Annotated in this window: 17 protein-coding genes; 12 read left to right on the forward strand and 5 right to left on the reverse strand. The window is 63.3% G+C overall.

From position 1 onward, the window contains the following. Window positions 1-5 precede the first annotated feature (5 nt). Window positions 6-644: an HD domain-containing protein gene (locus AC1DYJ_RS28965; RefSeq protein ID WP_477287392.1), complete on the reverse strand. Its 639-nt coding sequence runs from the start codon at window positions 642-644 to the stop codon at window positions 6-8. Between the two features lie 132 nt (window positions 645-776). On the opposite strand from AC1DYJ_RS28965, the gene AC1DYJ_RS28970 reads away from it, so the two are divergent. From AC1DYJ_RS28970 to AC1DYJ_RS28990, 5 genes are all read left to right on the forward strand, one after another. After that, window positions 777-1,751, forward strand: a complete 975-nt coding sequence (locus tag AC1DYJ_RS28970; RefSeq protein ID WP_477287393.1) for a GlxA family transcriptional regulator — start codon at window positions 777-779, stop codon at window positions 1,749-1,751. 74 nt (window positions 1,752-1,825) lie between these two features. Next, entirely contained in the window at window positions 1,826-2,317 is a 492-nt protein-coding gene (locus tag AC1DYJ_RS28975) for an Lrp/AsnC family transcriptional regulator (protein ID WP_477287395.1), read from the forward strand. A 154-nt stretch (window positions 2,318-2,471) separates the two neighbouring features. Continuing rightward, window positions 2,472-3,851, forward strand: coding sequence for an aminotransferase (locus AC1DYJ_RS28980; protein ID WP_477287397.1), 1,380 nt, complete (start codon window positions 2,472-2,474; stop codon window positions 3,849-3,851). 229 nt (window positions 3,852-4,080) lie between these two features. Then, window positions 4,081-4,245 (forward strand): DUF3309 family protein, encoded by a 165-nt coding sequence (locus tag AC1DYJ_RS28985; protein WP_112566134.1) that lies wholly within the window; start codon window positions 4,081-4,083, stop codon window positions 4,243-4,245. A gap of 92 nt (window positions 4,246-4,337) precedes the next feature. Next, the gene (locus tag AC1DYJ_RS28990) at window positions 4,338-5,552 is read left to right on the forward strand and encodes an NAD(P)/FAD-dependent oxidoreductase (RefSeq protein WP_477287399.1); all 1,215 of its coding nucleotides are present in this window, start codon (window positions 4,338-4,340) and stop codon (window positions 5,550-5,552) included. A gap of 84 nt (window positions 5,553-5,636) precedes the next feature. Here AC1DYJ_RS28990 and AC1DYJ_RS28995 read toward each other — a convergent pair whose 3' ends face one another. Both AC1DYJ_RS28995 and AC1DYJ_RS29000 read right to left on the reverse strand, forming a co-directional pair. Beyond that, the gene (locus AC1DYJ_RS28995) at window positions 5,637-6,059 is read right to left on the reverse strand and encodes a hypothetical protein (protein WP_477287401.1); all 423 of its coding nucleotides are present in this window, start codon (window positions 6,057-6,059) and stop codon (window positions 5,637-5,639) included. An 80-nt stretch (window positions 6,060-6,139) separates the two neighbouring features. After that, window positions 6,140-7,336: a TCR/Tet family MFS transporter gene (locus AC1DYJ_RS29000; RefSeq protein WP_477287403.1), complete on the reverse strand. Its 1,197-nt coding sequence runs from the start codon at window positions 7,334-7,336 to the stop codon at window positions 6,140-6,142. Window positions 7,337-7,502: 166 nt separating this feature from the next. Between AC1DYJ_RS29000 and AC1DYJ_RS29005 the strand changes: the two genes are divergently transcribed. Then, window positions 7,503-8,141, forward strand: coding sequence for a TetR/AcrR family transcriptional regulator (locus AC1DYJ_RS29005; RefSeq protein WP_477287405.1), 639 nt, complete (start codon window positions 7,503-7,505; stop codon window positions 8,139-8,141). Window positions 8,142-8,147: 6 nt separating this feature from the next. On the opposite strand, the gene AC1DYJ_RS29010 is transcribed toward AC1DYJ_RS29005, so the two are convergent. Continuing rightward, entirely contained in the window at window positions 8,148-9,314 is a 1,167-nt protein-coding gene (locus AC1DYJ_RS29010; RefSeq protein ID WP_477287407.1) for an MFS transporter, read from the reverse strand. A 76-nt stretch (window positions 9,315-9,390) separates the two neighbouring features. After that, window positions 9,391-9,621 carry a DUF1127 domain-containing protein gene (locus AC1DYJ_RS29015; protein ID WP_477287409.1) on the reverse strand — a complete coding sequence of 77 codons (231 nt, stop codon included), beginning with the start codon at window positions 9,619-9,621 and terminating at the stop codon, window positions 9,391-9,393. Between the two features lie 132 nt (window positions 9,622-9,753). On the opposite strand from AC1DYJ_RS29015, the gene AC1DYJ_RS29020 reads away from it, so the two are divergent. The 6 genes from AC1DYJ_RS29020 to AC1DYJ_RS29045 all read left to right on the forward strand — a co-directional run bounded on the left by AC1DYJ_RS29020 (window position 9,754) and on the right by AC1DYJ_RS29045 (window position 26,832). Continuing rightward, window positions 9,754-11,259: a winged helix-turn-helix domain-containing tetratricopeptide repeat protein gene (locus AC1DYJ_RS29020; protein WP_477287411.1), complete on the forward strand. Its 1,506-nt coding sequence runs from the start codon at window positions 9,754-9,756 to the stop codon at window positions 11,257-11,259. A 414-nt stretch (window positions 11,260-11,673) separates the two neighbouring features. Beyond that, on the forward strand, window positions 11,674-21,900 hold the full coding sequence (locus AC1DYJ_RS29025; protein WP_477287413.1) for a hypothetical protein: 10,227 nt from the start codon (window positions 11,674-11,676) through the stop codon (window positions 21,898-21,900). 219 nt (window positions 21,901-22,119) lie between these two features. Beyond that, window positions 22,120-22,830, forward strand: coding sequence for a hypothetical protein (locus AC1DYJ_RS29030; protein ID WP_477287415.1), 711 nt, complete (start codon window positions 22,120-22,122; stop codon window positions 22,828-22,830). Between the two features lie 128 nt (window positions 22,831-22,958). Then, window positions 22,959-23,654, forward strand: coding sequence for a hypothetical protein (locus AC1DYJ_RS29035; protein ID WP_477287416.1), 696 nt, complete (start codon window positions 22,959-22,961; stop codon window positions 23,652-23,654). Window positions 23,655-23,684: 30 nt separating this feature from the next. Next, window positions 23,685-24,419, forward strand: coding sequence for a hypothetical protein (locus AC1DYJ_RS29040; protein ID WP_477287418.1), 735 nt, complete (start codon window positions 23,685-23,687; stop codon window positions 24,417-24,419). Window positions 24,420-24,696: 277 nt separating this feature from the next. Next, window positions 24,697-26,832 carry a multicopper oxidase family protein gene (locus AC1DYJ_RS29045; protein ID WP_477287420.1) on the forward strand — a complete coding sequence of 712 codons (2,136 nt, stop codon included), beginning with the start codon at window positions 24,697-24,699 and terminating at the stop codon, window positions 26,830-26,832. The last annotated feature ends 4 nt before the right edge of the window (window positions 26,833-26,836 follow it).

The raw sequence follows: 26,836 nt of genomic DNA on the forward strand, positions 1-26,836 counted from the left end.
CGCCGTTAGCGCCAGGCTGAATTGCGGATCACCGAGCAGAAATTGCCGCGATGGAAATGCGGTTCCTTGTCGGCGATCACATCGGCTTTGACGTTGCCGAAGGTGGTGTCGGGCTTGTGCTTGATGCCGTCGTAGAAGGCCTGGATGATATCCTCCTTGAAACCAGGCGTTCTTGGAAAGGCTTGCACCACGCTGTCGCGCTCGACGTCGGAATACTCCTTGTGGGTGAGGCCGAGCACGTCCATCTCGACGCCGGCGGTCACCAGCGCCACCACCGGATGCATATGCACCGGCACGCCCGGCGTGGTGTGCAGCGCGATCGCGGTCCAGACCGTATAGGCGTCTTCTTCGGGAATGCCGTGGCTGCGCAGAAAGTCGCGCGCGGCGTGCGCGCCGTCGACCTCGAAACGCTCATGCGCGCTGCTGTGGCCCGGCATCAGGCCGAGGTCATGGAACATTGCGCCCGCATAGAGCAATTCGCGATCGAATGTGAGCCCCCGATGCACGCCGGCCAGCGCGCCGAAATGATAGACGCGGCTCGAATGGTTGAAGAGCAGTTCGGTTTCGGTGTCGCGGATGAAGGTGGTGATGGCGCGTGCCAGCTTGCTGTCGGGGATGGCGGCGCCGTCGGGAATGGTGGCCATGGATGTCGTCTCCTGTTGGTGGGAGATGACAAACTAGGCTTTGTCGGCTATGGCAGGAATTGTTTAGTCACGATGATTTCTGCCAAATCACTGACAAAGCGGACCTGGCGGCCACGTTGAAGGAATGGACTGATGGCCATGCGGATCGGCATCCTCGCCATGGACGGCGCGCAGTTGCTCGATGTTTCCGGACCGCTCGACGTCTTTGCCGAAGCCAATCTGCAGGCAGGCCGGCAAGCCTATGCGATCTCAATCGTCGCAAGGGTTGACGGCCCGGTAAGCTGCTCCTCGGGGGCAAGGCTGTTGCCAGATTTCGTGATCGGACAGGCCGGCATGCCGCGCTTCCACACGCTGCTGGTGGCGGGCGCGCCGCATCTGGAGCAGACCACGAGCGGCGCACCTATCCTCGACTGGCTGCGCACCGCCAGCACCGCTGCCCGGCGCTATGGATCGGTGTGCACCGGCGCCTTCCTGCTGGCCGAGGCCGGATTGCTCGATGGTCGCCGCGCCACCACCCATTGGGCCGTCGCCGGCCGGCTCGCCGAACGCTTTCCCGAGGTGATGCTCGATGTCGACGCCATCCACGTCCGCGACGGCAAGATCCGCACCGCAGCCGGAGTGACCGCCGGGCTCGATCTGGCGCTGGCGCTGGTCGAGGAGGATCTCGGCGCCGATGTCGCGCGCCGCGTTGCGGCGCAACTGGTCATGTATTTTCGCCGCAACGGCGGCCAGCTTCAGTACAGCCGCAGGGGCGCCGGCAGCCCGACCGGGCGCTCGGCGCTGCAGCAGGTGCAGCGCTGGGTGATCGCCAATCCGGGAGAAGAACATGGCGTCGACCAGCTTGCCGGGCGCGCCGGCATGAGCCCGCGCCACTTCGCCCGGCTGTTTCGCCAGGAGGTCGGCATCACACCTTCGGCCTGGGTCGAGGCGATCCGCGTGGAGGCGGCACAGCGCCTGCTGGAGACGGGTGCGGCGCCAAAACTCGTCGCCGACCAGTGCGGCTTTTCAGACGTCGACACCTTCCGGCGCGCCTTCCAGCGCAAGCTCGGCGTCACGCCCGCCGCCTACCGCCGCGTTCAGGTCGATGTGCCGCAGGCCGTGCCCTGAAAGTCGGATAAGTCGGCGCAATTGACAATGGAAATCGCGCGCCGTCATGGTGATGCCGACAAAAGTAGGCCCTTATGCCATCCGCCAAACTTGACCCGATCGACATCAAGATCCTCGACGCCATCCAGCGCGACGGACGCATCACCAAGCTGGCGCTGGCCGACAAGGTCGGCCTGTCGCCGACGCCATGCTGGATGCGGCTGCGCAAGCTCGAGAAAGCCGGCATCGTCTCGGGTTACCACGCGCGGGTCGCGATGCGGACCGTGGCACCGGTTGCCACGGTGCTGATGGAGGTGACGCTGGCCAGCCATCGACAGGCCGATTTCGATCGCTTCGAACGTGCCATCCGCGACATTCCCGAGATTGTCGCCTGCTGGGCGGTGGGAGGCGGGGTCGACTATGTCGTGAAGGTGATGGCGCGCGACATCGACGCCTATCAGCGGCTGGTGGACGGCCTGCTCGCGCGCGAGATCGGCATCGACCGCTATTTCACCTACATCGTCACCAAGACGGTGAAGGAAGAAATCGTGCTCCCGGTAGCCGAGCTGCTCCCGGCGTCGCCGTAGACCGGAGAATCTGTCTGCCAACTGAGTACAATGGAGAGACACTCTCTACCGCCGGGCATCCAAACAGCCTCTCTGTCCGGCCGACACGGATAGTATTCTCGCATCAGTTCGAACCGGCTGCGCCGAAATCGCGCCTTCGCCAGGAGTCACAGAAATGCTCGACCAGTCCAATGAACTCAACGCCTGGGATCGCGACCACTTCTTCCATCCCTCGACCCATATGGGTACGCACGCGCGGGGTGAATCGCCGACGCGCATCATGGCCGGCGGTGAAGGCGTCACCGTGTGGGACAACAATGGCAGGAAGAGCATCGATGCCTTTGCCGGACTCTATTGCGTCAATGTCGGCTATGGCCGCCAGAAGATCGCCGATGCCATCGCCACGCAGGCGAAGAACCTCGCCTACTACCATGCCTATGTCGGTCACGGCACCGAGGCCTCGATCACACTGGCCAAGATGATCATCGATCGCGCGCCGCAGGGCATGTCGAGGGTGTATTTCGGCCTCTCCGGTTCGGATGCCAACGAGACCAACATCAAGCTGATCTGGTACTACAACAATGTGCTGGGCCGGCCGGAGAAGAAGAAGATCATCTCGCGCTGGCGCGGCTATCACGGCTCGGGTGTAATGACGGGATCGCTGACGGGGCTCGACCTGTTCCACAACGCCTTCGACCTGCCCCGCGCACCGGTGCTGCACACCGAAGCGCCCTACTATTTCCGCCGCTCCGACCGTTCGATGAGCGAGGAGCAGTTCTCACAGCATTGCGCCGACAAGCTCGAAGAGATGATCCTGGCCGAAGGCCCCGAGACGGTCGCTGCGTTCATTGGCGAGCCGATCCTGGGCACCGGCGGCATCGTGCCGCCGCCCGCCTTCTATTGGGAAAAGATCCAGGCCGTGCTGAAGAAGTACGACGTGCTGCTGGTCGCCGACGAAGTGGTCACTGGCTTCGGCCGTCTCGGCACCATGTTCGGCTCCGACCATTATGGCATCAAGCCGGACCTCATCACCATCGCCAAGGGACTGACCTCCGCCTATGCGCCGCTGTCGGGCGTCATTGTCGCCGACAAGGTCTGGCAGGTGCTGGTGCAGGGTTCGGACAAGCTGGGCTCGCTCGGCCATGGCTGGACCTATGCGGCGCATCCGATCTGCGTTGCCGCCGGCGTCGCCAATCTCGAACTGATCGACGAGATGGATCTGGTGACCAATGCCGGTGAGACCGGCGCCTATTTTCGCGCCGAGCTGGCCAAGGCCGTCGGCGGCCACAAAAATGTCGGCGACGTGCGCGGCGACGGCATGCTGGCGGCAGTCGAGTTCGTTGCCGACAAGGACGACCGCGTCTTCTTCGACGCCGCGCAGAAAATCGGGCCGCAGGTGGCGACAGCGCTTGCCGCAAGCGGCGTCATCGGCCGCGCCATGCCGCAGGGCGACATTCTGGGCTTCGCGCCGCCGCTTTGCCTGACGCGGGAAGAAGCCGACATCGTGGTGGCCAAGACGGCGTATGCGGTGAAGAGCGTGTTCGCCAATCTCTAAGATCGAGCGTCGCTTTAGCGAACGTCAACGCTCCGACGTGCGTCAACGCACGCCGGAGCGTGATTTCTGGTCGTTGCAGCCAACGCCGAAGCGTTACTTTCGTTCCTTAGCCGACGCAAAAAATCGGCTTGAATGCAAGGCGACAACGCCTGGGAACAGGAAGGCCTGTTGAGAGTTCTGTCTTCGAGGCCGCGCGGCGTGAATGGCGCGGCAGCGCAAGGAGACGGCTATGGGCCTGGGTACCATTCTTATCATCATCCTGATCATCGCATTGCTCGGCGGCTTCAGTGGCCTCGGCGGCGGACCGTTCTACGGCACCGGTTACTATGGCGGCGGCGGCCTCGGGCTGGTCCTGCTCATCGTCATCATTCTGGTCGTTCTCGGACGCATTTAGCGTCGGCATCGGCCGCCGGAAGCTCAAAGCTACGGCGGCCGCTCTTCGCTTGAAGACCTCGGTTGGCAACTTGCCGGCGTCTGGAGACATTGGTGGCACGCAAACTCGACCTGCGCAGCGGCCGGCCGGTCTGGTTTGCCTATCGGGCGCCGTCGGTGCCGACGGAGAAACTGACCCGCGACGTCAGGACCGACGTGCTGATCGTCGGCATGGGCATCAGCGGCGCCATGGCCGCCGAAACGCTGACCGCCGCCGGCCATTCAGTGGTCTGCATCGACCGACGCGGACCGTTGCTGGGGTCGACCTCGGCGACGACGGCCCTGGTGCAGTTCGAACTGGACCAGCCGCTGACGAAACTGTCGACGATGGTCGGCAAGGCCGATGCCGGACAGGTATGGCGGCGCTCGCGGCTTGCAGTCTCCAACCTCAGCGGACGAATTTCCGAACTCGGCATCGACTGTCGCCTGACCCCAGCTTCCTCGCTCTATCTGGCCGGCGATGTGCTCGACCGCTCTGCATTGCGCAACGAGGCGGAGGCGCGCCGGCAAGTCGGCATCGGCGCAAGCTACCTCACCCGCAAGGCGCTCACCGACAGCTTCGGCATCGACCGCGCCGGCGCTATCCTTAGCCATGGCAATCTCGCGCTCGACCCGCGCAAGCTCACCGCTGGGCTGCTGCTGAAGGCGCTCCAACGCAAGGCGCGCTTCTATGCTCCGGTGCAGGCGACGGCGATCGAGGACAAAAGCGATCAGGTCGTGGTCGCCACCAGCGGTGGCCCGACGATCACCGCGCGGCATCTGGTGCTGGCCACCGGCTACGAACTGACCGACATCATTCCGAAGACCGCGCACAGCGTAGTCTCGACCTGGGCGATCGCGACAGCGCCGCAGCCGAGAAACATCTGGCCGGGCGCGGCGCTGATCTGGGAGGCATCCGATCCATACCTCTACCTGCGCACAACGGCGGATGGCCGCGTCATCTGCGGCGGCGAGGACGAGGAGTTCACCGACGAGGCGCGTCGTGACGCGTTGATCGCCGACAAGGCGCAGCGTCTTGCGCAGAAGCTGCATCGTTTGCTGCCGCGGCTCGACGTGAGGCCCGAATTCGTCTGGACCGGCTCATTCGGCACAACCAGCACCGGCATGCCCTATATCGGCGCCCTGCCCCGTCACCCACGCATCCATGCCGTGATGGGTTACGGCGGCAACGGCATCACCTTCTCGCAGATCGCTTCGGAGATCGTCGCCTCGGCGATCGGCGGTGTCGAAGATGCCGATGCTAAGCTCTTTTCATTCGGCCGATCCTGATCGGACGCTTTCGCCCGCGCCGCCGCTCAGGCAATGACTTTGCACGGCGGATGAAGCTTCAGTCTGTCAACCGGCCGGCGCATTTCAGGGTGTGCAACTGCTGACGCTTTTGAACGTCATTTCATTTTTGCAGTCATACTCCGGCGGCCAGTCATTGCTGATCCTGGTGCAATATTGGGCGACAATGGCTTCCGGGCTGTACCGGCCGATGAAAATATCGGGCTTGATGGAATTGTCGGTTTGCAGCCCGGAGAAAAAGCTGATTTCCGATCCGCCTTTGCAGGCATAACCGATCATCAGATCGTCTTTTATCCGGCCGGCAATCTGAGCACAGCCTGCCGGTCCGGGAAGCGGGTCCGAAACTTGAGTGATCTCCAGGCAGGTCCCGTGTTGCTGTTCGCGCCACTTCGAGTTCAAGGCGGGAAAATCATCCGCCAGTGACGCCGTCGTCGCCGCGCCTAGAAATGTCATCTCGACAATGACAGCAGTCAGGAAAGCGTTCTTCATCGATACCTCTCCCTGTTACATCCGGTGATTATACCTTAACTCCGAAGTCTGGAGTGTGAGCGACTTTACTGAGGAAATATCTAAGCAATCACGGGCTGCGTAGCGCGAGCGGTCCGGGTGCCGAGAAGGACCAGCGGAATGGCGATGGCATAAACGACCAGCACCGTGAGCCAGATGGCTCCGGGCCAATGCCTCTGGACGACAAAATAGAGGGTCGAGAAGCCAAGCGGCGCGATGACCGAGGCGAGGCTGACGGCCGATGCCAGCACGCCCTGGAGCTGGCCCTGGCGAGCCGGGTCGACCTGCCTTGTGGCAAAGGCCTGAAACGCCGGCGCGCCGATGCCGGCGAGCGCGAAGACCGGCATGATGGCGAACACCATCCAGCCATGGTTGGCGAAAGCCATGGCGAGAAGCGCAATGCAGGCGAAGCCGATGCCGGTGACAACGGCCCAGCGTTCGCCGAGCAGTTTTGCCGCAGGGCCGGGCAAGAACGCCTGCACCAGCGTCTGGCAGACGCCGAAGGCACCCAGCGAAAGGCCGATCCAGACGCCATTCCACTGGAAGGTGTCGAAGCCCCAAAGCGCCCAGCAGGTGCCATAGGCTTCCCCGGTGGCGCTCATGATGAAGAACACCAGGATGATGGGCAGAAGCCCTTTCATCGAAAAGACCCAGCGCAATGGCGCGAGCGGGTTGAGCGCGGCCAGATCGATCTTCTGACGGGCCGGCGTGCGCGACTCCGGCAGGATGAAAAAGGCCAGCAGAAGATTGCAAGCATTGAGCACGGCGGCGGCGATGAAAGGCAGCCGCAGCCAGTGGTCGCCGAGCAGGCCGCCGAGAACCGGCCCGATGATGAAGCCGGCACCAAACACGGCATTGAACAGGCCGAAGCGGCGGGCGCGCCTGTCCTCAGGTGACACGTCGGTGATGTAGGCCATTGCAACTGAGACGTTGGCGCCGGTCAGGCCGGCGATGGCGCGGCCGAGGAACAGCATCCAGAGCTGCGGCGCGAAGGCCATGACGATGTAGTTGATGGCCGCACCGGCGAGTGAAATGAGCAGCACGGGCCGCCTGCCGATGTTGTCGCTCAAGGCGCCAAGCATGGGCGCGAAGACGAATTGCATCAGCGCATAAAGCGCGGTCATGATGCCGATATAGGGTGCGATGTCAGGGCTGTGCGTCACCTCTTCGAGGAGGCGCGGGAGGATCGGGAAGATGAGGCCTATGCCGACGGCGTCGAGGCCGATCGCGGCGAAGATAACGGTAAGGGATTTGTTCATGGCGAGATCCAGACGGTGAAAATGATGAGCTCGCCCATGACGCGCGCCTTGCGCTGACGTCATGGGTCTCTGCAGTCAGATCGGGCGGAGAAAGCTTGCTTTTCGGCTCAGCTCTTACTATACTCGATCCAAACTTGTACTCAGTACATATTCAGCCAGGAACGCCATGTCAACCCCGTCCGACCTCCGGTCCCGCAAGCGCCTCGCCACGCGGCAAACCATCTCCAATGCCGCCACGCTCCTGTTCTTCGAGCGGGGTTTCGACAATGTGACGGTGGATGAGATCGCGGCGGCCGCCGATGTCGGACGGATGACGGTGTTCAATCACTTCCCCCGCAAGGAGGACATGCTCTTCGACCGCGACGAGGAGGGCCGCGAGATGCTGCGCGAAGCTTTGCGGCAGCGCGATCCCCACATTTCACCAATCGAGACTTTACAGTTGCTCGCGCATCGCCTGGTCGCGGAACGCAGCCCTGCCGTCGAGTTTTCCGCCAGGAGCCAAGGCTTCATCAAAGCAGTCGAAGGCAGCGAAACTCTCAAGGCTCGGGCGAGAGCGATACGTGATGAGCTCGCAGAGGTGCTGACGGTGGCGCTGTCCGAAGGCGCCGGGCGGGACCCCACCGATCCCGACGCCCGTCTGGCGGCGGCCCTGCTGCTGGCAACGTGGAGCGAGGCCTATATCCAGGCCCACCAGACCTTTCGTCAGACGCGCGATACGGAGCAAGCGAGTGCTGCCTTTCTCGCGCTTGTCGACAAGGGCAGCATCGGCCTGAAAGCTGCAATGGCAGGCACGCCCTACGCCTGAGCTCGCTCAAACCCGCCGTCTCGGCGCCATCAGAAACACCACCAGCACACAGCACAGCAGGCCAAGCGACGATGGCAGTCCCTGATGTCCGGTCAGCTGCATTGCCAGCCCGGTCACGGGCGAGCCGACGATGCCGCCTATGCCCCATACGATTCCGAAGGCGGCATTGCCGGCGATCAAGGCCTGGCCGGTGAAACGCTCGCCGAGTTGGATCAGCGACAGCGTGTAGATGCCGAACGAGACACCGCCCCAGACGAAGAAGAGCGGCCAGATCAGCCAATTATCGAAGAGCAACGGCAACAGCAGACAACCGGCCAGGCACGCCAGGACGCAGAACAGCATCATCCGCGTCGAGCCAAACCGTTCTGCCGCGCGCCCAAGCACGATCTGCAGCACCGCATTGCCGGCGATGAAACAGGTGATGAGCGAAGCGATGCGCTGTTCGGCGCTACCGAGTGCGGCGCCATAGACCGCGAACAGCGACAGCAGGACCTGCTCGAAGGCGGCAGCGGTGAAAACCGCGAACAGAAGCAGCGGCGCCAGGGCGAAGAAGCCGCCGACCGATACCGCCTCGCCCTCACGCGGCATATCGGGCAGGCGCGGCGCCACCGCAAGCACGATCAGGCCGCAGACCAGGAAGGCCACGCTGCCAATGAGGAAGGGCGGCCACCCTTGCGTGCCGACCAGGCCGAGCGATAGCGGGCCGAGGCCGAAGCCGGCAGAAACGACGGAGGAGTAGAGGCCCATGATGCGGCCCCGGCGCGCGGCGGGCGCGATCGAGACCAGCCAGGTTTCGCTGACCACATAGAGCGGGTTGGCAAAGAAGCCGAGCAGGAAGCGCAGCGGCATCCAGGCCCAGACGTCCTGCGTCCAGCCAATCGCGACCAGGGCGGTTGCTGCCAGGATCGAACACAGGACGGCGAAGCGCGCCGCACCCACGCGCCGGACAAGCGCCGGCGTGAAGAGCGACGAGACAATGAAACCCAGCGGCGTCATCGCCGCCGAGAAGCCGATCAAGCCCGGTGTCGTCCCCTGCCGTTCGAGGATGAAGCTGAGTAGCGGATAGGTCAGCCCCTGCGCCACGGCGAACACCGTGACGGTCGCGATGATGGCGGCCATCGCGGCCCATGGGATGCGGCTCTCGCCCGGTGACGTCGCGTCTTCGGCGCTCATGCAGCCTTCGAAGCAGGATCGGCAAATTTCGGCAAGTGCAAATGCCGGCGAGGCGTCATAGCGCGCGGCATTCGGCTCACACCTGCCAGAAGCGCTTGACGATCTCTGCCTCGACCTGGCGTCTGGTCAGGCCGATATCGTCGATCAGATGCGGATTGGCTTCCGCCATCTGCTTCAGGTCCCAGCGAAAGCGTATCCGCTCACGCCAAGCCGCGATTATGCTTCGCGGGCTCGTCAAATACCGGCGTGATGACGCAGCGGGCTGTTCCGGCCAGGCTGCCGAAGCAGAAGCAAGGGTATCGTTCATGGCAACCTCCATTCGGTTTGTGGGTCAAGAACCCTCGGTAGGAGGCTGAACTCTGCAGCATGCGGGCGGCGCCGTAATTAAGCGCCGCCAAATAGTTCTCAAAAGTTCCAAACCGGTTATAGATGCGCGGCTATGCAAGGATCGCGCTTTGCCTTTGGTCCGTTTGTGCTTGATCCGGGTGCGGGAACGCTCCTTCGGGACGATGTTCCCATCGCCGCCGGCCACCGCGGACTGCAACTGCTGGCGGCGCTGGTCGCCCGGCCCGGCGAGATCCTGGCCAAGGCCGAGTTGATGGACGCGGCATGGCCGGGCACGGCCGTCGAGGAAGGCAACCTCACGGTGCAGATCGCGCAATTGCGCAAGCTGCTGGGTCCGGCCGCGAACGGCGGTGAATGGATATCGACGGTTCCGCGCGTCGGCTATCGCTTCACCGGCGCCATCGAACAGCTTGGTGCGAAGCGACAGGCTTTGCCGCTGCCCGCCAAGCCGTCGATCGCCGTGCTGCCCTTCGCCAATTTCAGCAACGACCCCGAGCAGGAAGCCTTCGCCGACGGGCTGACCGAAGACCTGATCACCGATCTGTCCCGGATCGGCGGCCTGTTCGTCATCGCGCGCAACTCGACCTTTGCCTACAAGGGCAAGGCGGTGGATGTGCGCGCAATCGCCGAAGACCTCGGCGTGCGCTATCTCCTGGAGGGCAGCGCCAGACGTGCCGCCGGGCGCGTGCGCATCAACGCCCAGCTGGTCGACGCGCTGAGCGGCGAGCATCTATGGGCAGACCGCTTCGATCGCGGCCTGGAAGATATCTTTGCCGTCCAGGACGAGGTGACGGCCAAGATCGTCGAGGCGCTGCTTGGTCGGCTGCGCACCCCGTTGCCGCGCAATCGGCCGAGAAATCTCGAGGCCTATGATCTGTGCGTGCGGGCGCGAAAACTGATCGACGATTCACCGCAGACGGCGCGCGAAGCGCATCTGATGCTGACGCGCGCGGTTGCGCTCGATCCGGACTATGCCGAGGCCTATCGCTGGCTTGCGATGAACCACTGGATGGGATGGGTGCATTGGGGCGAACCCGTTGATCCTGCCCGCGGCCTCGCCCTGGACCTGGCGCGCAAGGCCGTGGCGATCGATCCCAACGATGCCGGCTGTCACTGGGTGCTTGCCAACCTGCTTGCCTATGAGCGCAGGTTCGACGAGGCGGACGCGGAATTTGCCAAGGCGTTCGAGCTCGACCCGAACGACGCCGACGCCTGGGCGACACTGTCCGACATCACGACCCTGGCCGGGCAAGTGGAAGAGGGGCTCGAGCAGATCCGCAAAGCGTTCCGCCTGAACCCGTATCCTGCAAGCTGGTACTATCTGACGCTTGGCCAGGCGCAATATGCGGCGCGCGACTATGAAGCCGCGGTCGAGACGCTGCGCCGGGACGAAACCTATCGCACAAGCTCGCGCCGCTTCCTGGCGGCGAGCCTTGCCCAGCTCGGCCGGCTCGACGAGGCGCGCGCCGAGGTCGCAATGTTCCTCGTCGCCAACCCGCATTTCACAACCCGCCACTGGGTCGAGACCGAGCCATTCCGCGACACCGCCACGCTCGCGCATTTCGTCGACGGCTTCCGCAAGGCCGGCCTGCCGGAGTGACCACGCCGGAGCGCGCGCTGCACCCTGTCTGTTTCGGCGACCGAGAGTGAGCAGCCTCGCGGCCAATGCCGTCGCCCGCACCCCATGCTCGCGGCATGCTTTGGGTCTCTGGCCGACGAAGACCATTTCAAAGACCAATCTAAGTCATTGATTCTCCTTACTTCGATATTACTATGGTGCGACCCTTAACAACAGCACGCAACCCGCGCCACCAGTTAGCCGTGTTACGATTTTCGTAAAATTTGTTTCATTGTAAATCCACCCCAAATATAGTCTTTTACAAACTCATTTCTCTTCTTTACAGTTGTACTTCCTGCCTTCGTAAAAGACACGCCGTGGCAAGTCCTTCAGCCTCGCTCAAAGCGGCTGCGGGATGCGGCTGAAAAGCACTGCAAGGCAGCCAGGAGGTAGGGGATGATCGCTTTCAAACGCTCCGTGAGTGGCCTTTATCTGGCTGATGCCCCGGCCGACGCCCGTGTCGCCTTCCTGTTCCAGGATCAATCGCGCACCGACCCAACCTTCAATCTGACCGCGCAGAGCTGGGTCGATCCCACCCAGCTCGGCTACCTCGCCTTCTTCGCGCCGGCGGCAAGGCCTGACTGGACGGCTTTCGCGGCCGACGTCCGTAAGGCCTTCGTTGCCAATGCCGGCACGCAAATTGGCTGGTTTTCCGATCCGCTGAGCATCGCGCCGGTCCTGGTCTCGGTAACAGGGCAAGGCACGTCGTCGCCGACCGTGGCGGAATCCTTCTCACTGACCTTCCGCCAAAGCGTGACGTTCCAGGTCCAGCCGGATTTGTTCGGCCTGTCGACGACGGTGCTGTTCGACGACGCATCCAACAGCCTGCAGATCGCCAACAGCCAGCCGCCAGCCGCGCTGCTCTTGACGGCGACCCCGCCCGCCGGCGCGACGGTGACGTTCCAGTCGCAAGCTCCATTCGCAAGCCTGGCGCTGACCGGCCCCCTCGCCGGCACCGCGACTGCTGCGTTCGAGCTGGCAGCCGCCGACCTCGCCCAGTTCGAAGCCGGCATGATGTATTTCAGCCCGCCGGTCGATGGCGGACTGGTCAATGCCCTGAGCTATCCGGTTTTCCGCGGCGCCGGCGGTTCGACAACGCCGTTCGGCTTCAATGTGACGCTCGACGTGCTTGGCCCACTCGATGCGACGCGCAGCTTCTTCCAGTTCACCGACGCTCTGCTCGGTTCCACCTTCGTCACCGATAACGGCAAGCCCTTCGCCCTCCAGACCATAACCACCGGCGATATCGCCACAGTGAGCCGTCTGGTCTTTGCCGGCCGGCCACAGCAATCGCCGAGCGAGCAGCGCTATTACTATCTGACGCCGGCGGGGCAGTTCGGCCTAGCGCTCGATACGGGCGTCAATGGATCCGCTGCGGGGACAGACGAGACCGTGAACATGCTTTGCGGCGTGACCGGCACGGAGTTCGTAACCGTCGCCCTTGGCCAAAAGCCGGACAAGCTGCAATTCGTACCCGCCCAGCCGGCCTACCGAATCCAGCCGGCGCAGGATTCGCCGACCAACCCGGCCTTCCTCGATGCCACCGCGACGACCTCATGGGCACAGCTTGTCTCCGCTGCTGGCACTTACGTGTCGCAGCCGGAGCGCGCGCCGCTCTACAACCAGAAGGGCAGCTCAGCCGCGCTGCTCGCCGGCGCAGCACCCGCCTCGGGCCTGACCGTCTATCTCCTCGACTATTTCCACGTGCCGTCATGGACGGACAACGGAAGCGGAAACGCGCCGGCTGTGCCTCTGGTGCCCTATGCCGGGCTCGATTTCTCGACCAATCCCAATCTCAAGGCCGCCGCCTATCTCGATATGGAATCGCGCGCGCTGAACCCCAGGCGCGCCGCGAATTTTATCCCAACGCCGAAATCGAAAGTCGCAGCAAAGGCCGCTGTTGGCGGGTCAAGCGTGTTGGCCATGACGCCGCAAGGCATGCTGGCCGAACTTGCCGGCACACCGCTGGTATGGACCGGGCTGCAGATGGCGAAGAGCGCGGCCGGCATCCTCGAATTCGAGGCCATGGGTCCGTCGATCACAAAGGCCGTACAGCAGAACCAGATCTTCACGGTGGTCAGCGAAAACCCGGCCAATGCCGATCCGCTCGGCACCGGACAGGCGCTGTTCGATTTCACCAACGACAAGCTTGAGATCGGCGACTGGACATTCGATTTGTCGTCGGGCGGGCTCTCGGCGCCCGACGGCACACCGCCGATCTTCATGATGAAGTTCTATCCCGGCGAGACAATCGAGCAGCTCGTCGCCGACACCAGGCTGTGGTCGCAGCCCGACACGTTCAACAAGACATTCACCGCCGCCAAGACGCAGACTTACTTGCAGACGCTGATCGCCGAGGCGAAGGCCTCGGTCTTCCCGAATGGCGGGACGCAGCCCGACACCACCTCGCTCTACTGGACGTTCTACCAGACCGTCACCGACCCGACCTTCAACGGCGTGCTTGCCGTCAACTGCAACATGCAGCTCGACCAATTGCCGACGGCCGTGCGCGCCGTGCTTGGCGGCATGACGGATCCCGGCATAGCCGGCTTTCGCGTCCACCATGTCGGCATCGCCATCAACAACACCGACGCCGATCCGAAGCAGACCGTGCCAACGCTGGCGCAGAGCGCCACCTTCGCGCTGGTCGACTACGAGAAGGCGGCGAGCAAGTCATCGGCAGCTGCCGATATCGACATCGATTACGGGTTCGAGGTCGAATATCTGCGCGCGCTGTTCACCAATTCCGAGCTGCGCAGCTTTGCCTGCGAGATCAATCTCACCATCAACGATCTGTTCAAGACCGGCGTCAATCTCGATGCCGAGCAGAGCACGGCCAGCAATGTCAATGCCGGCGAGGGTGGCAACGTCATCGCCATCATGGGCTCCTACCAGGCGCATGGCACCAGCGGCGACGATACAAGCTCGGGACAGGGCGTCTATTCCTTCGTCGCCCAAGGCGAATTCGTCTTCAATTTCACCGACGACAGTGGCAAGTCGAACAACAAATATCTCAAGCAGATCACGCTGACGAAACTGCAGTTTTCGTTCGACGACGAAACCGCGGCAACACCGCCAAAGGCCAACACCACCCATATCAGCGCACATTTCGCGATCTGGGGCGACATCGAGTTCAATGAATTCCAGGTGCTCGACCTGTTCGCGTTCGAGAAGCTGGCCTTCTCCAATCTCGGCATCGAGGTCGGCTTCGATCTGACGATCCCGGCCAGCGGACAGCCGTCGACGAGCACGCCGTCGCTCAGCTTTTCGGCGGGCGACCTCAGGCTCGATCTCGGCGCGACGGAGAAGCGAAGCGGCGCAGCCAGCCTTCTCGACCTGATCCCGTTCAAGCTGAAATCATTCCTCTATTCGGGCGAGGCCGACGAGACGATCGAGAGCCTGAATTACTATTCGCTGGGTTCGTTGCCGGGCTTGGCGGAAAACGGCATCACGCTGCAGGACAAGTTCAACTATGCGCTGATCTTCGACCTCGATCTCGGCTCGATGGGCGGGCTGGTCGGCTCGCTCTCGGCCTTCAAATTCAGCGTGCTGATCGGCTGGCTGAGCCCGGAAGATGGCGGCGGTCTGGCCTTCGGCATCCAGCTGCCGCAAGTCGACGGCAAGCTGGAGATCAAGATCGAGGGTGTGCTCACCATCTCGATCGAGCAGTTCAATCTCGAATACGCCACCGACGCAGAGCCCCAGATGCTGGTGCTCGGCATGCACAATTGCTTCATCGAGATATTGGGCCAGCGGCTGCCGCCGGACGGCACGATCAGCATCGGCCTGTTCGCGCCCACCGAGGGCGCCGACCAGATCGGCTGGATCGGCGCCTACAATCTGGGCAAGGACGGCGGCGGTGGCGGCGGCGATGAGCAGGAAGAACGGGCAGCGCTTGTGCCGGGCAGGCTCGGCGCGGTCAGCGATGTGTTCGAACTGACCTATCTCGGCGTCGGCCAGCGGGTCGGTCCCGACCCGACCAAGCCACCGGCCAATTTCGATGCCTTCCTGAAATTCATGCAGGGCGACTTCTGGGACAAGCTGAAGGACAAGAAGTTCTCCGACATCTACCATCCAGACGGCAAGTGGATCATCGTCACCGACTTCACGCTGCTGAAGGTGCTGGAAGTCGGCTTCGTCTTCTACGACGTGACCCCCTTCTACGCTCTGCTGCTCAAATTGACCGGTGGTGCCGGCAAAGGCGCGGAATTCGAGATCGTCTACACCAAGATCTCCGACACGATCGGCAAGTTCGCCGCTGTCTTCAGCCTGCCGGACAGTTTGCGCACCTTCCAGGTCGGAGTCGCTTCGCTGACGTTGCCGACGCTGAGCGTCGACGTCTACACCAATGGCAACTGGAAGGTCGATCTCGGCTTCCCCGACGGCGACAATTGGAGTGTCTGCTTCCAGGTGCAGGCGCAGGCCGGACCTATTCCAGTGACCGGCTCGGGTGGCTTCTACATAGCGAGCCTGAGCTCGGCCACCGATCCCGACGTCTTCAAGGGCACCTATCAGAGCATCCTCGCCTTCGGCTTTGCCGCACGGCTGGGCGTCGGCAAGGACTTCACCGCCGGGCCGCTCAAGGCGGGCGTGAGCATCACCTTCTTCGGCATCATCCAGGGTGCCGCCGGCTATCTCACATCAGGCGGCGGCGACCTCGCCAAGAAACCCGACGCACTGTCGCTGCAGGGCCAGTTCGGCATCATCGGCGAGCTGTACGGCTCGCTCGACTTCGTCATCATCAAGGCCAGCGTCAACGTCCGGCTCGAAGCCTCGATCGGCATCATCCTGGCGCTGGAGCCGCCAAACGTTCAGGGCGGCGGCACCGGGTCGATCCTGCTCTACATCGAGGCCTCGGTCAGCGTCAGCGTGAAGGTGGAGATCAACCTCTTCTTTTTCACCATCACCATCAGCTTCTCCTTCAATGCCTCGTTCCGTTTCGAATGGCAGCTCGCCGGTTCCTCGCAGCAAGCCCAGATCGAAGGCTTTGCGCGGCTAAGACAGCGCTTGCTCGCCAATGTTGCACCCAATGTCGGCCTCTGCCCCGGCCTGCCCAAGGACCTTCCGATCCTGTTCCTGCCGGAACTGACGGTGGTGTTCCCCGACGCGACCAGCAAGGGCGCGCCGTGGGTCGTGACCTCGCTCGGCATACAATATGACGACAACCCGTCGCAGAACCCGACCTATGCCGACTTCAAGCCGTTCGAGGCGGTGACGACGCAGCTCGCCACTTTCGCGCTCATGCACGCGCTGAACCTGCCGGCCTATAATTCCGTCGTCCAGCTCGACTTCGATCCGGGCAGCGGCGTCCTCGGCTTGAAGGACATAGACAGCGATCCGGACGCTCTGACTGGCTGGCTCGACTACCCGACGGTGCTCAGCCAGCTCGCCAATTTCAGCGCCACGCTTTCGGTGCCGACCGGCCCGACCAAGGCCAGCGTGTTTCCGATGCCGCCCTTCCTCAGCCTTGCCACCACGGGGCGGACGGACGGCAATGGCAATGCACAGGAGTTTGCCTATCAATTCCAGTCGAATAACCCGGTCTCGGACACCTATCTGCAGACGGTCGACGCCTATTTCAACCAGCTGTTCGTCAACCAGATTTCCAACGCAGGCTCCGCTAACACGACCGGCAGCACGACACCGCTGTCGCAGGAGATTTTCCTCGACTACTTCAAGGGGCTGATCCGTGGCGCGGTGCACGAGCTGCTGGTGACGATGCAGAATGCCGGGCTGACCTCGTCGCCGCTCGACAAGCTGTTCACGGCGGCGGTTGCCGCCCCCACACCCGGCGCGCAGACCCGCTTCCAGGGTCTCGCCGGCCAGATGTCGAGCGCGTTCCGCGGTGGCGTGCGCCTGCCCTACACCGCCGGCCTTACCGTGCCTGGCGGAACCGCGCTGAAGACAACCAATCCGCTGTTTGCGCTGTTGTGGCAGGAATTCCCCGCCGGCGGCTTTGCCGCCAACGGCAAATATTCCATCGCACTGAGCAACACCGATGCGACGCAAGACTGGCTGAAGGTCAACGCCTCGTTCTCGCTCACCCAGGACGTGCTCAGCAAGTATTCTGGCCTGACCGAAGCCTCCGTGACAGCGCCCAACAATCCGACACCGATTGCGCTTTCGTCGACCGGACCGCAATCCTTTGCGCTTGAGAATGCCATCGCCTGGACGCCGCCAAGTGCTGCGCCGCTCAGCCTGCGGCCGTTCGCGCCCAGCCTGGTGAAGTTGCAGGCAAACGAAGGCGCATCCGCCATTCCCGTGCTGGTGAAATCGCGCCAGGCGCAAGGCGCCTACCTGCCGGATGGCACGCCGCTGCCTGCCAGCGACATTACCTTCGCCACCAGCATCACGCTGACGGTCAAGCAAATACCGGGCGCCACGCAAGGCAGCGTGCTGCCCGACGTCTACGCGCTGTCCGGCGCCAGCCAGGCGGACGAAGCGTTGCTGGGCAGAATCCTCGGCGATCTCAAGGTTGGCGACAAACCGATCGATGCGATCCAGATTCTGTTCCAGACGGCGGCAGGTGCGCCCGGCCTCGTCTCGGCCGTGGTCGATCCGAACGCGGTCTTTGCACTGCGCACCAACACCACGACGGTGTCGCAGCCGCCGCAATCGCTGATGGGCTTCGCGGCCGGTGTGCCGGCAACTGTCTCCTTCGGCGCCAGCACCAAGATCGGCGATGACGGCGGCTACGGCTTCCTGCAGGTCATCCAGCAGGCAACGGTCACCAATGCATCGGGCTACTATCTGCGCTTCGTCGACAAAACAGGCAATTCGCTGCCGACGGCGCTCTTCGCCAAGGGCGTCGCCCAGGTGACGATGCTGGTGACCTACAAGCCCGGCAGCGGCACCAACCAGGACGGTTCGCCGCTTGCCATACAACCCTACTACAATGCTGTCTTGCTCGCCGGCACCCAGACCAGCCTCGTCTATTATGCCGAGACCGCCGATCCTTCACTGGAAGCCCGCTACGTCAAGGTTGCCGCCGGCACGTTCGGCGTCGAGCTGACACGCGCCGAAAGCGTCATGCAGTTGAAGGCGCCCGCAGCGCTTGCCAAGGCCGGACTGCTGGCCACGACGACGACGCATTCGCGCGGCGATGTCATTGCAGCGTTGCGCGCCTCCGGCATCACCACAGATGCCGATTTGCACATGGCCCTGACTGCCGCGGGCGACGCGCAGGCGTCGGTCAACGCGCTCTACAGTCTCGTCACCTATCAGATCCAGGCAACGACAGGCTTCAGCCTGAGCAATCTGTCGGCGCCGATCCAGCCGCAAAAACCCGACCAGTCCGGGACCACCGGCACCTACCGTGTGTTCGCACCGCTCTACAATGTCGCCACCGAGAATGCCGGGTCGCCGACGCCCAACCGCTACGCTTCGATCAACGACAAGTTCACGCTGTCGTTCTTCGTCAACGACGCCTTCGGCAACCAGTTGCCGACACCGGCAAACTACCCCGACACCAATCTCTATTTCGACCCGATCGTGCCGGTCGATCAATGGCCGGGCATCTTGCCGACCTACGGGTTCAACGCCGCGCAGGCGAACACGGTCGCGATCACGCTGACGCCGAGCCAGGCAGCCTTCAGCGGCATGTCGGCCGACCAGAGGGCGGCGGCGCTCGCCAATTACCGCACCATCGAAGACCAGATCACCGGCCCCGGCGTCTCGTTCTATATCGAGACCAGCCTCGCCTTGCAGGCCGATGGTGCCAGCTTCGTCAGTTTCCCGGTCTCTGCGGCAGACACCGCCAAGGTTACCGGCATGGTTGCCGACCTTGTGAACTGGCTGGCGGGCTTGAGCACGAACTTCCCCGGCGCGGTGACCATCTCGATGCCTGTCAGCGGACCGGGCGCCTTGCCGCCGCTGTTCGAGATCGTGGTGCTGTTCGGCATTGCCCGCGATATCAACCTGATCTCGCCCTATCTGAAGGATCAGTTCGGCACGGTCATGGTGCCGTCGGCGCAGAACGTCGCAACCGGATTTGTGCCTGCGACCGCCGGCGCCAGCGCGATGTCGCAATTCGCTGCAGACTTCACCGGCGCCTTCCCGACGCAGAAGCTCGCCATCGGCATGAGCGGGACCGACGCATCGTCATCGTCGCAACAGAAACAGTCGGGCGCAGCGCTATCCAGCACTGCCTTGGCACGCAAACGGCTGAAGGCCTTGAAGGCTGCCCATGACGGTTCGGGCGGCGCACGTGCCGGCTCGCAGTCGCTGTGGGCGGCGGCTGCCTCGCTGCTCGATATCTCGATCGGGGCTTCCGGCGGCGGTCCGCGCTTCCTGTCGCCCAAGCCGCTCAACAATGTGCTGAACAGCGCCACTGTTCCCATGCCGACGCTGTCGCCCAAACTGCCGTCATTGCCGGCGCAGCAGCTGTTCATCGATATCGATCTCGACCAGCTCAACCGCAGCTTCTTCCAGGCGGTCGACGAAGTGCTGTCGCCTGCATCCGCAGCCAAGGCCTTCGAACTCGATTCGGACGACTACCACAACATCGCGCTCGGTCGCGAAACGCTGGCGCAGAAATATGCGCAGCATGAGGTGGACTGGCTGTTCGGTCCGCAATCGCCCTTCACCGGCACGACGGCCGCACTGGGCGTCGCGCAGGATGTCTTCGAACAGCAGATGCGCGCCGCGCTGATGACGGCCTATTTTGTCGACACGGTCGTGCAGTATGACGTGACCTGGAACCAGACAGTCTCTTCCGCCGCCGATGGCTACATCGAATTGTTCGGCCAGATCGAAGCGGTGCTCGCCGGAAGCTACAGCTGGAGCGGCACCACGCTGTCGGCGACGACCAGCAATCCGCACGGGCTGACCGACGACAGCCGTGTGTTGATGATCTTCCAGGCGAGCTCCGGGCAATTGCCTGATGATGGCGTCTATGCCGTCACCGTCACTGGCGACACCACCTTCACCATTACCACCGCAGCCAGCGGCTCGGGCGCCGGCACCTTCTCGGCCACGCAGCAGAATGCCGGGCTGTCGACCGCCCATGTCGGCATCGTCAGCACGGGTGCCAGCCCGCTCACCTTCCTCTATGGCGATCCGGATGCCGGCGCTGCCGCCGTGGTGCCATTCGACCTGCGCTTTGCCGTCACCAATCTGCAGTTCTTCCTGGCGCCGGCGGGTTCATCCGACGAGGCGCGTCCCTCGATCTGGCTGCAGCTTGTCGATCCCTATCCGCAGGGCGTGCCGCATGTCGGACCGGCCGGCGCGTTGACCAATATCCCGGTCGTCTATCGCCAGTACCCGACGCCGCCAACGCTGATCAGCCAGACCTGGTCCGGCTTCACGCCGACATCGGGCTCCGGCAATCCGATCGCCGACGGCGCCGACTGGAGCTACCTCTATACCTACCAGGCCTTCCTGGTGGCGCAGGACCAGATCAACACCGCCGTCACCTACAACACCGATCTGAGTGCTGCGTCGAACCCACCACCCAACCGTCTCGGCGCGGCCGGCCCCAACGGCCCGTTCGATCTGTTCACTGCGCTGGCGCGCACCTCGGCCGTCTATGGCGCGATCGGAGCGGTGCTGCGCAACCCGGCCGACCCGGCCTGGGCCGATGCCGTGGCCGCCTTTGCCGTGGCCATTGGCGAGGTAACGGCGAACACGGACTGGAACCGGGGCGCGGGCCGCCTTTTGGCGCAAGGGTTGGTCAACGTGACCGACAATTATGTCGTCACCGACACGCTGCAGCCGGATGGCACGACACGGCTGATCGATCTGCAGTGGGCCGCGGCACAAGGTGAATCGAGCTTCGCCAATGTCGCGCTGACCGTCACCGCTCTCGACCCGTCGAACCTGACGCCATATCCGAACCAGCATGCAGTGCAGCCGCCGCCGACGGATGGCCTGCAAGTCGAAGTCGACAATGCCCCGTCCGGCAATTTCGGCGTCGCGCACACGATCGAGGTCGATGCGCTCAATGTGCTGGCGGCCGAGAATGCGCTGGCGTCGGTGCAGATCGAGCGCAACCTGATCACACTTGAGTCCGCCGACAACACGGCGTGGCAAGTGGTGCCCGAGTTCGTCTACAAGACGCCGCAGGTGCGGCCGAGCCAGCCGGTGACACCGTTCATCGACAATGCGACGGCGATCGATGTGACGACATTGCCCGGCCAAGGATCGGGTACGGCCTGTCCGTCATCGCCATCGAGCCTTTGCCAGCGCATCTACACCGTCATGGCCGATCTGCTGGCAGATCCCGGACAGTCAAAGTCGCTGCTCGGCGCGCATGCGGCGGCCAATGTCAGCTCCGGAACGACAAGGCGGGTCAAAATCGCCTGCTCTTATCAGTTCCCCTTCCCTTCCGTTGCCGGCGGCGCTTTCGACAGTGCCTCGATCAGCCCGCTGGTTCCGATCGTGCTGGCACGGTCCTTCGAGATCGACGGGCAGCAGACGGCGGAGCTCGGCGATTTCGCGGCGCTGTTTGCCCAGGCGATCGCCGACTGGGCTTCCGGCGAGGTCGTCTTCGGCGCCAATGCCGAGCCGGCGGGCGCCAGGCTCGTCTTCGACATCACGCTTTACGCGGCTCTCAGCGGCGTCAACACGCCGGTGCTGCGCTTCAGCAATCTGCAACTGAAGCTGACGGACATCGATGCCAGCTGACCGCCTTGCGGCGGGCACTGGCGGCGGAGTCACGCAAGACATGACTGGAAGGAGGAAACGTTTCGAAACCAGAGTTTGGGCCAGACCGTCAACCGGTCTGGCGATCCAATGTTGAGACAAACCGACAGAGCGACGGTGCACTTCCACCTGCAGATCCGCCGCTCTGCAACACGTATGCAGGAACGACAGTTTTGAAACCGCAAACCGCGAGGGTAAATCATGGCAACGGCCCCAAAATACGAGATTCTCGGCGTCAACCAGTCCAACGCGAACTGGGATGGCTCGCCGACCACGCTGGCCTACCGCGAAAGCGCGACCATGCCGCAGACGACCAACGGATCGATGATCCTGGCCTATCAGAACACTGCTTCGCTTAACAATGCCGGCAAGCTGGCGCTGACCTCCGGCGGTTCGCAGCCGCAGTTCCTGGTCGCGCCGGCGCTGCTGTCGCAGCCCAGCATCCTGGTCAACAACTGGCAGGCCAACAACCTCAACGTCACCAACGTCAGCGTCGCGGCCGCGACGCCGATCTGGATCGAGGCGTTCGGTCCCGGACTGCCGGGCCAGAAGCCGGTGGCGCTTGCCATCAACACGGCATTGACGCTGAAGCCAGGCGGCATCGCGCAGGGAACGTCGACCCCGAACTGGATGCAGCTGACGCTGGGTACCAACACCGGCCAGTTGATCATCGTTGCCGTGGTCGGCGGCCCGCAGGATCCGAGCGGCAACAACGCCTACGCCATCGCGCTGAACTCGCCGGCCGGCAACACCGGTCCCGGCACCAGCTCGCCGGCGCCGCAGGGCTATTACGCGACGGCGGGCGGCAACAACTACTCGTTCGAATTCAACTGGGGTTCCTCGGTTGTCTATGTGGCGAACATGTCGCCTTCGACGGCGTCGTCGCTGACGGCGGAACTGTTGTCCCTGTGATCGAAATGCGGGAGCCGGCGACTCAGGCCGCCGGCTCCCGCACAAGAGCATGATCCCAAAAAGTGGCTACCGGTTTTTGGGAAAGATCGTGCTCCGACAAAGAGGCAGCGAAAAGGGGGACGACCGACATGAGCGACCACATCGCGACGGGCACGGTGAATGCTGCCTGGAACGGCCAGCCCCAGACGCTGGCATATCGCGCCAGCGTGAGCATGCCGCAGACGCCGAACGGCTCGCTCATTCTCGGCTATTTCAACCAGGCGCAGCAAAACAATGCCGGCAAGCTTGCCGTCACTTCGGGCGGCAGCGACCCGATATTCCTTCCGGTTCCGGCGCTGGCGCGCATGATCAGCGTGCTCACGGCAAACTGGCAGGCCAACAATTTGAACATCACCAATGTCAGCACCAATGCCGCGACCCCGATCCTGGTCCAAGCTTACGGCCCCGGCATACCCGGCATGCAACCGGGCGCCTTGACCATCGGCACGCCGGTGCAGTTGGCGATGCGTCAGGCTGTGCAAGGAACGACGACGCCGAACTGGATGCAGCTCGAGTTCTCCTCCAGCACCAGCAACCTGGAGGTCGTCGCGGTCGTCGGCGGCCCGCAGGACCAGTCCGGCAACAATGCCTATGTGATCGCGCTCAACGCGCCCGGCGGCGATACCGGCCCGCCTCCCTTGCCCGCGCCGCCGGCCGGCTTTTATGCCACGACCGGCGGCAACAAATACACACTGCCCTTCAACTGGGGAGCGGCGGTCGTCTATGTCGTCAATCTCTCGCCGCAGACAGCGGCGCCCGTTACGGTTTTGCTGCAATCGCTGTAGACTTGCGGCACAGCAGGTCAGACGGAAACCATGCCGCCTTCGGATTTCAATATTCTGGGCCAGTCCCTCGTGGAGACCAACTGGAATGGCTCGCCGCTGACGCTTGCCTTTCGCGACAGCGCGACTATGTCGCCGACCTCGAATGGATCGATGATCCTGGCGTACCAGAACACATCGCAGTTCAACAATGACGGCAGGCTGTCGCTGACCAGTGGTGGCAGCCAGCCGCAGTTCCTGCGGGCACCTGCACTTCTCATGCAGCCGATGGTGGTGATCAACAATTGGCAAGGCAGCAACCTCACCCTCACCAACATCAGCGCAGTCGCCGGCACGCCGATCTGGATCGCTGCCTACGGTCCGGGATATGGGGCGACGCCGGCGACCCTGCCTATTACCGGCGAGCCGGTCGCGGTCGCCGTCTACGGCACGTTGAAGGCGATCACCGTGCCGCAATGGATGCAGCTCGGCTTCCAGGCAAATTCGTCGGGGCTGTGCCTTTTCGCCTTCATCGGCGGACCACAGGACAAGAGCGGCAACAACGCCTACGCGATCGCGCTGAATTCGCCCTGTGGCGACACCGGACCCGGCACGGTCACGCCGGCGCCGGAGGGCTATTACGCGACAGCCGGCGGCAACAGCTATTCATTCAACTTCAACTGGGGGACCGCCATTGTGTACGTCGCCTATTTCGGCAGTGGCAGTGTGGCGAGCAAGAGCGACAAGATGATGATAGCCCCCCCGACGGTGACACTGGAGCCGATGTGACGCCGCTCGCGGCTCAAAGCCGGGAAATGTTTGCAGGCTGAGATCAACCGGCAGTCGCGTCAGTCTCCCAAGATCATCAGCCGCTTATAAACTTGTTAAAAATTGACCGATTTTACGACGAATCGACGGTTAGCCGTATAAACGAGGCGCCAAACTCACTCCTACAGTGTTTTTGAAAGTAAATTTGATTTTGACAACTTGGCAATCTGGACATACTTCCTGACCTGTCGCACTATGCTTCCCGGACGCAATCTAGAACCAAGTGGCGGAGGACCCCATGTCGTGTGGTGGATGGATGGCGCGTGCGCGGATTTTCGCGTGTATTTTCGGCGGAAGCCTGGGTTCGATCGCGGCGCTGCCCGCGGCAGCCGAGATCCTCAATCCGCCGGTGTTGCAGGATGAACGCGCGGCGGTTGCCAAGCCTATTCTGACCGAGGAAGCCCCCGCGCCCCTGCCCGGCAATACGGCGCCGGCGCGTGGCGATCGCCTGCTCGATCTCAAGATCCAGTATATCGACAACCAGATCTACAATCCGTCCACCGGCGGCTACGACAAGGTGCATCTGCGCGGCTACACCGGCAACGGCGTCGATCCCAGCGCGCCCTATGTCTCGCCCACGATCGAAGCGGTTCCGGGCGACACGGTGCGCATCACGCTCGACAACCAGCTGCCGGCGGGGCCGCAGCCCGGCGATCCCGGCTGCATGCCCGGCGGCCAGATGCCCGACATTCCGCACTGCTTCAACGGCACCAATCTGCACACGCACGGGCTGTGGGTGAGCCCGACCGGCAACAGCGACAACGTGCTGCTGTCGATCAATCCGCAGACCAAGTTCACCTACGAGTACAACATCCCGTCAGACCACCCCTCCGGCACCTTCTGGTATCACACGCATCGCCACGGCTCGACGGCGCTGCAGGTGTCGAGCGGCATGGCCGGCGCGCTGATCATCCGCGGCAACCGCTTCCCGACGCCGACAGCGCATGGCGATATCGACACGCTGATCCCGACCTCGGCGATCCCTGAACGCGTGCTGGTGATGCAGCAGATCCAGTATGCCTGCCGCGGGCCTGCGGCCAAGCCCGGCGAACTCGGTCCGATCAAGCAGGATATCAACGGCCGCTATATCTGCGACCCCGGCGATGTCGGCGGCATCGAGGCCTACGACCAGTTCGGCCCCGGCACATGGCCGGCATCCGGTCGCTACACCTCGCTCAACGGCAAGGTGTTCGATCCCAACGATGCAATGAAGGCGACGCAGGGCCAGGTCGAGCGCTGGCGCATGATCCATGCCGGCGTGCGCGACACGATCAGCCTGCAGTTTTTCAAGGTGCTGGACGGCAAGCTGAAGCCCGGGGTGAAAACGCTGCTCAGGGCCGACACCACGGCCGCTTTCATCAAGGACACGTGCGATACCAAGCCCGTGCCTTATGAACTGGTCGCGGCCGACGGACTGACGATGGCGGCCGCGCATCCGACCAAGCTTGCCACGCTCCAGCCCGGCTATCGCTTCGATGCGCTGGTGGTATTTCCGGAAGCCGGACGCTACTGCGTGATCGATTCCTCGGCGCCCAAATCGGGCTCGGTGAACGCGCTCGATGTCGGGCCGCAGCTGCTCGGCCTTGTCGACGTTGCGCCGGGCAAGCCGGTCGACAATGTCGAAACCTACATCAACCAGAAGCTGGTTGCGCTGGCCGAGGCCAATATGCCGGCCGATGTCAAGGCGACGGTGATCGCTGATCTCAAGGATGGCACGAAGTTCACCAGCTTCACGCCGCATCCCGACGTTACCGACGAGGAAGTGAAGGGCAACGGCACGCAGGAACTGACCTTCTTCATCGACACATCAGGGCCGGACGTGAAGTTCGAGGTTGGCAACACGCTCAACACGGCCGATGTGAAGCCCTATGACCCGACCCGCATCGACCGCTCACTGCCGCTCGGCAAGGCGCAGGTGTGGACGCTGCAATCGCATTTCGTCAGCCATCCGTTCCATATCCACGTCAACCCGTTCCAGATCGTCTCGATCATCGATCCCAACGGCAAGGATGTAAGCGCGCCGGGTGCGATCGACGATGCCGGCGGGGCGCCTTACGATCCGCAATATCCCGGACTGAAGGGCGTGTGGAAGGACACGCTGTGGATCAAGAGCCTGATCCCGCAATCGCTGCCCGCCGGCTTCTCCGGCATCTACACGATCACACTGCGCACCCGCTACGAGCGCTATATCGGCGAGTATGTGCTCCACTGCCACATCCTCGATCATGAGGACCAGGGCATGATGCAGAACGTCGCCGTCGTGCTGCCCGACCAGGTGGGCGACACCACGCAGGACACCACGCAGAGCGGCGCCATGCAGATGCAGGGGATGAACGAGCAGATGGAAATGGGTGGTCACGATGCCCACAAGTAAGGCA

Source organism: Mesorhizobium sp. P2_B11 (genome assembly GCF_056404855.1).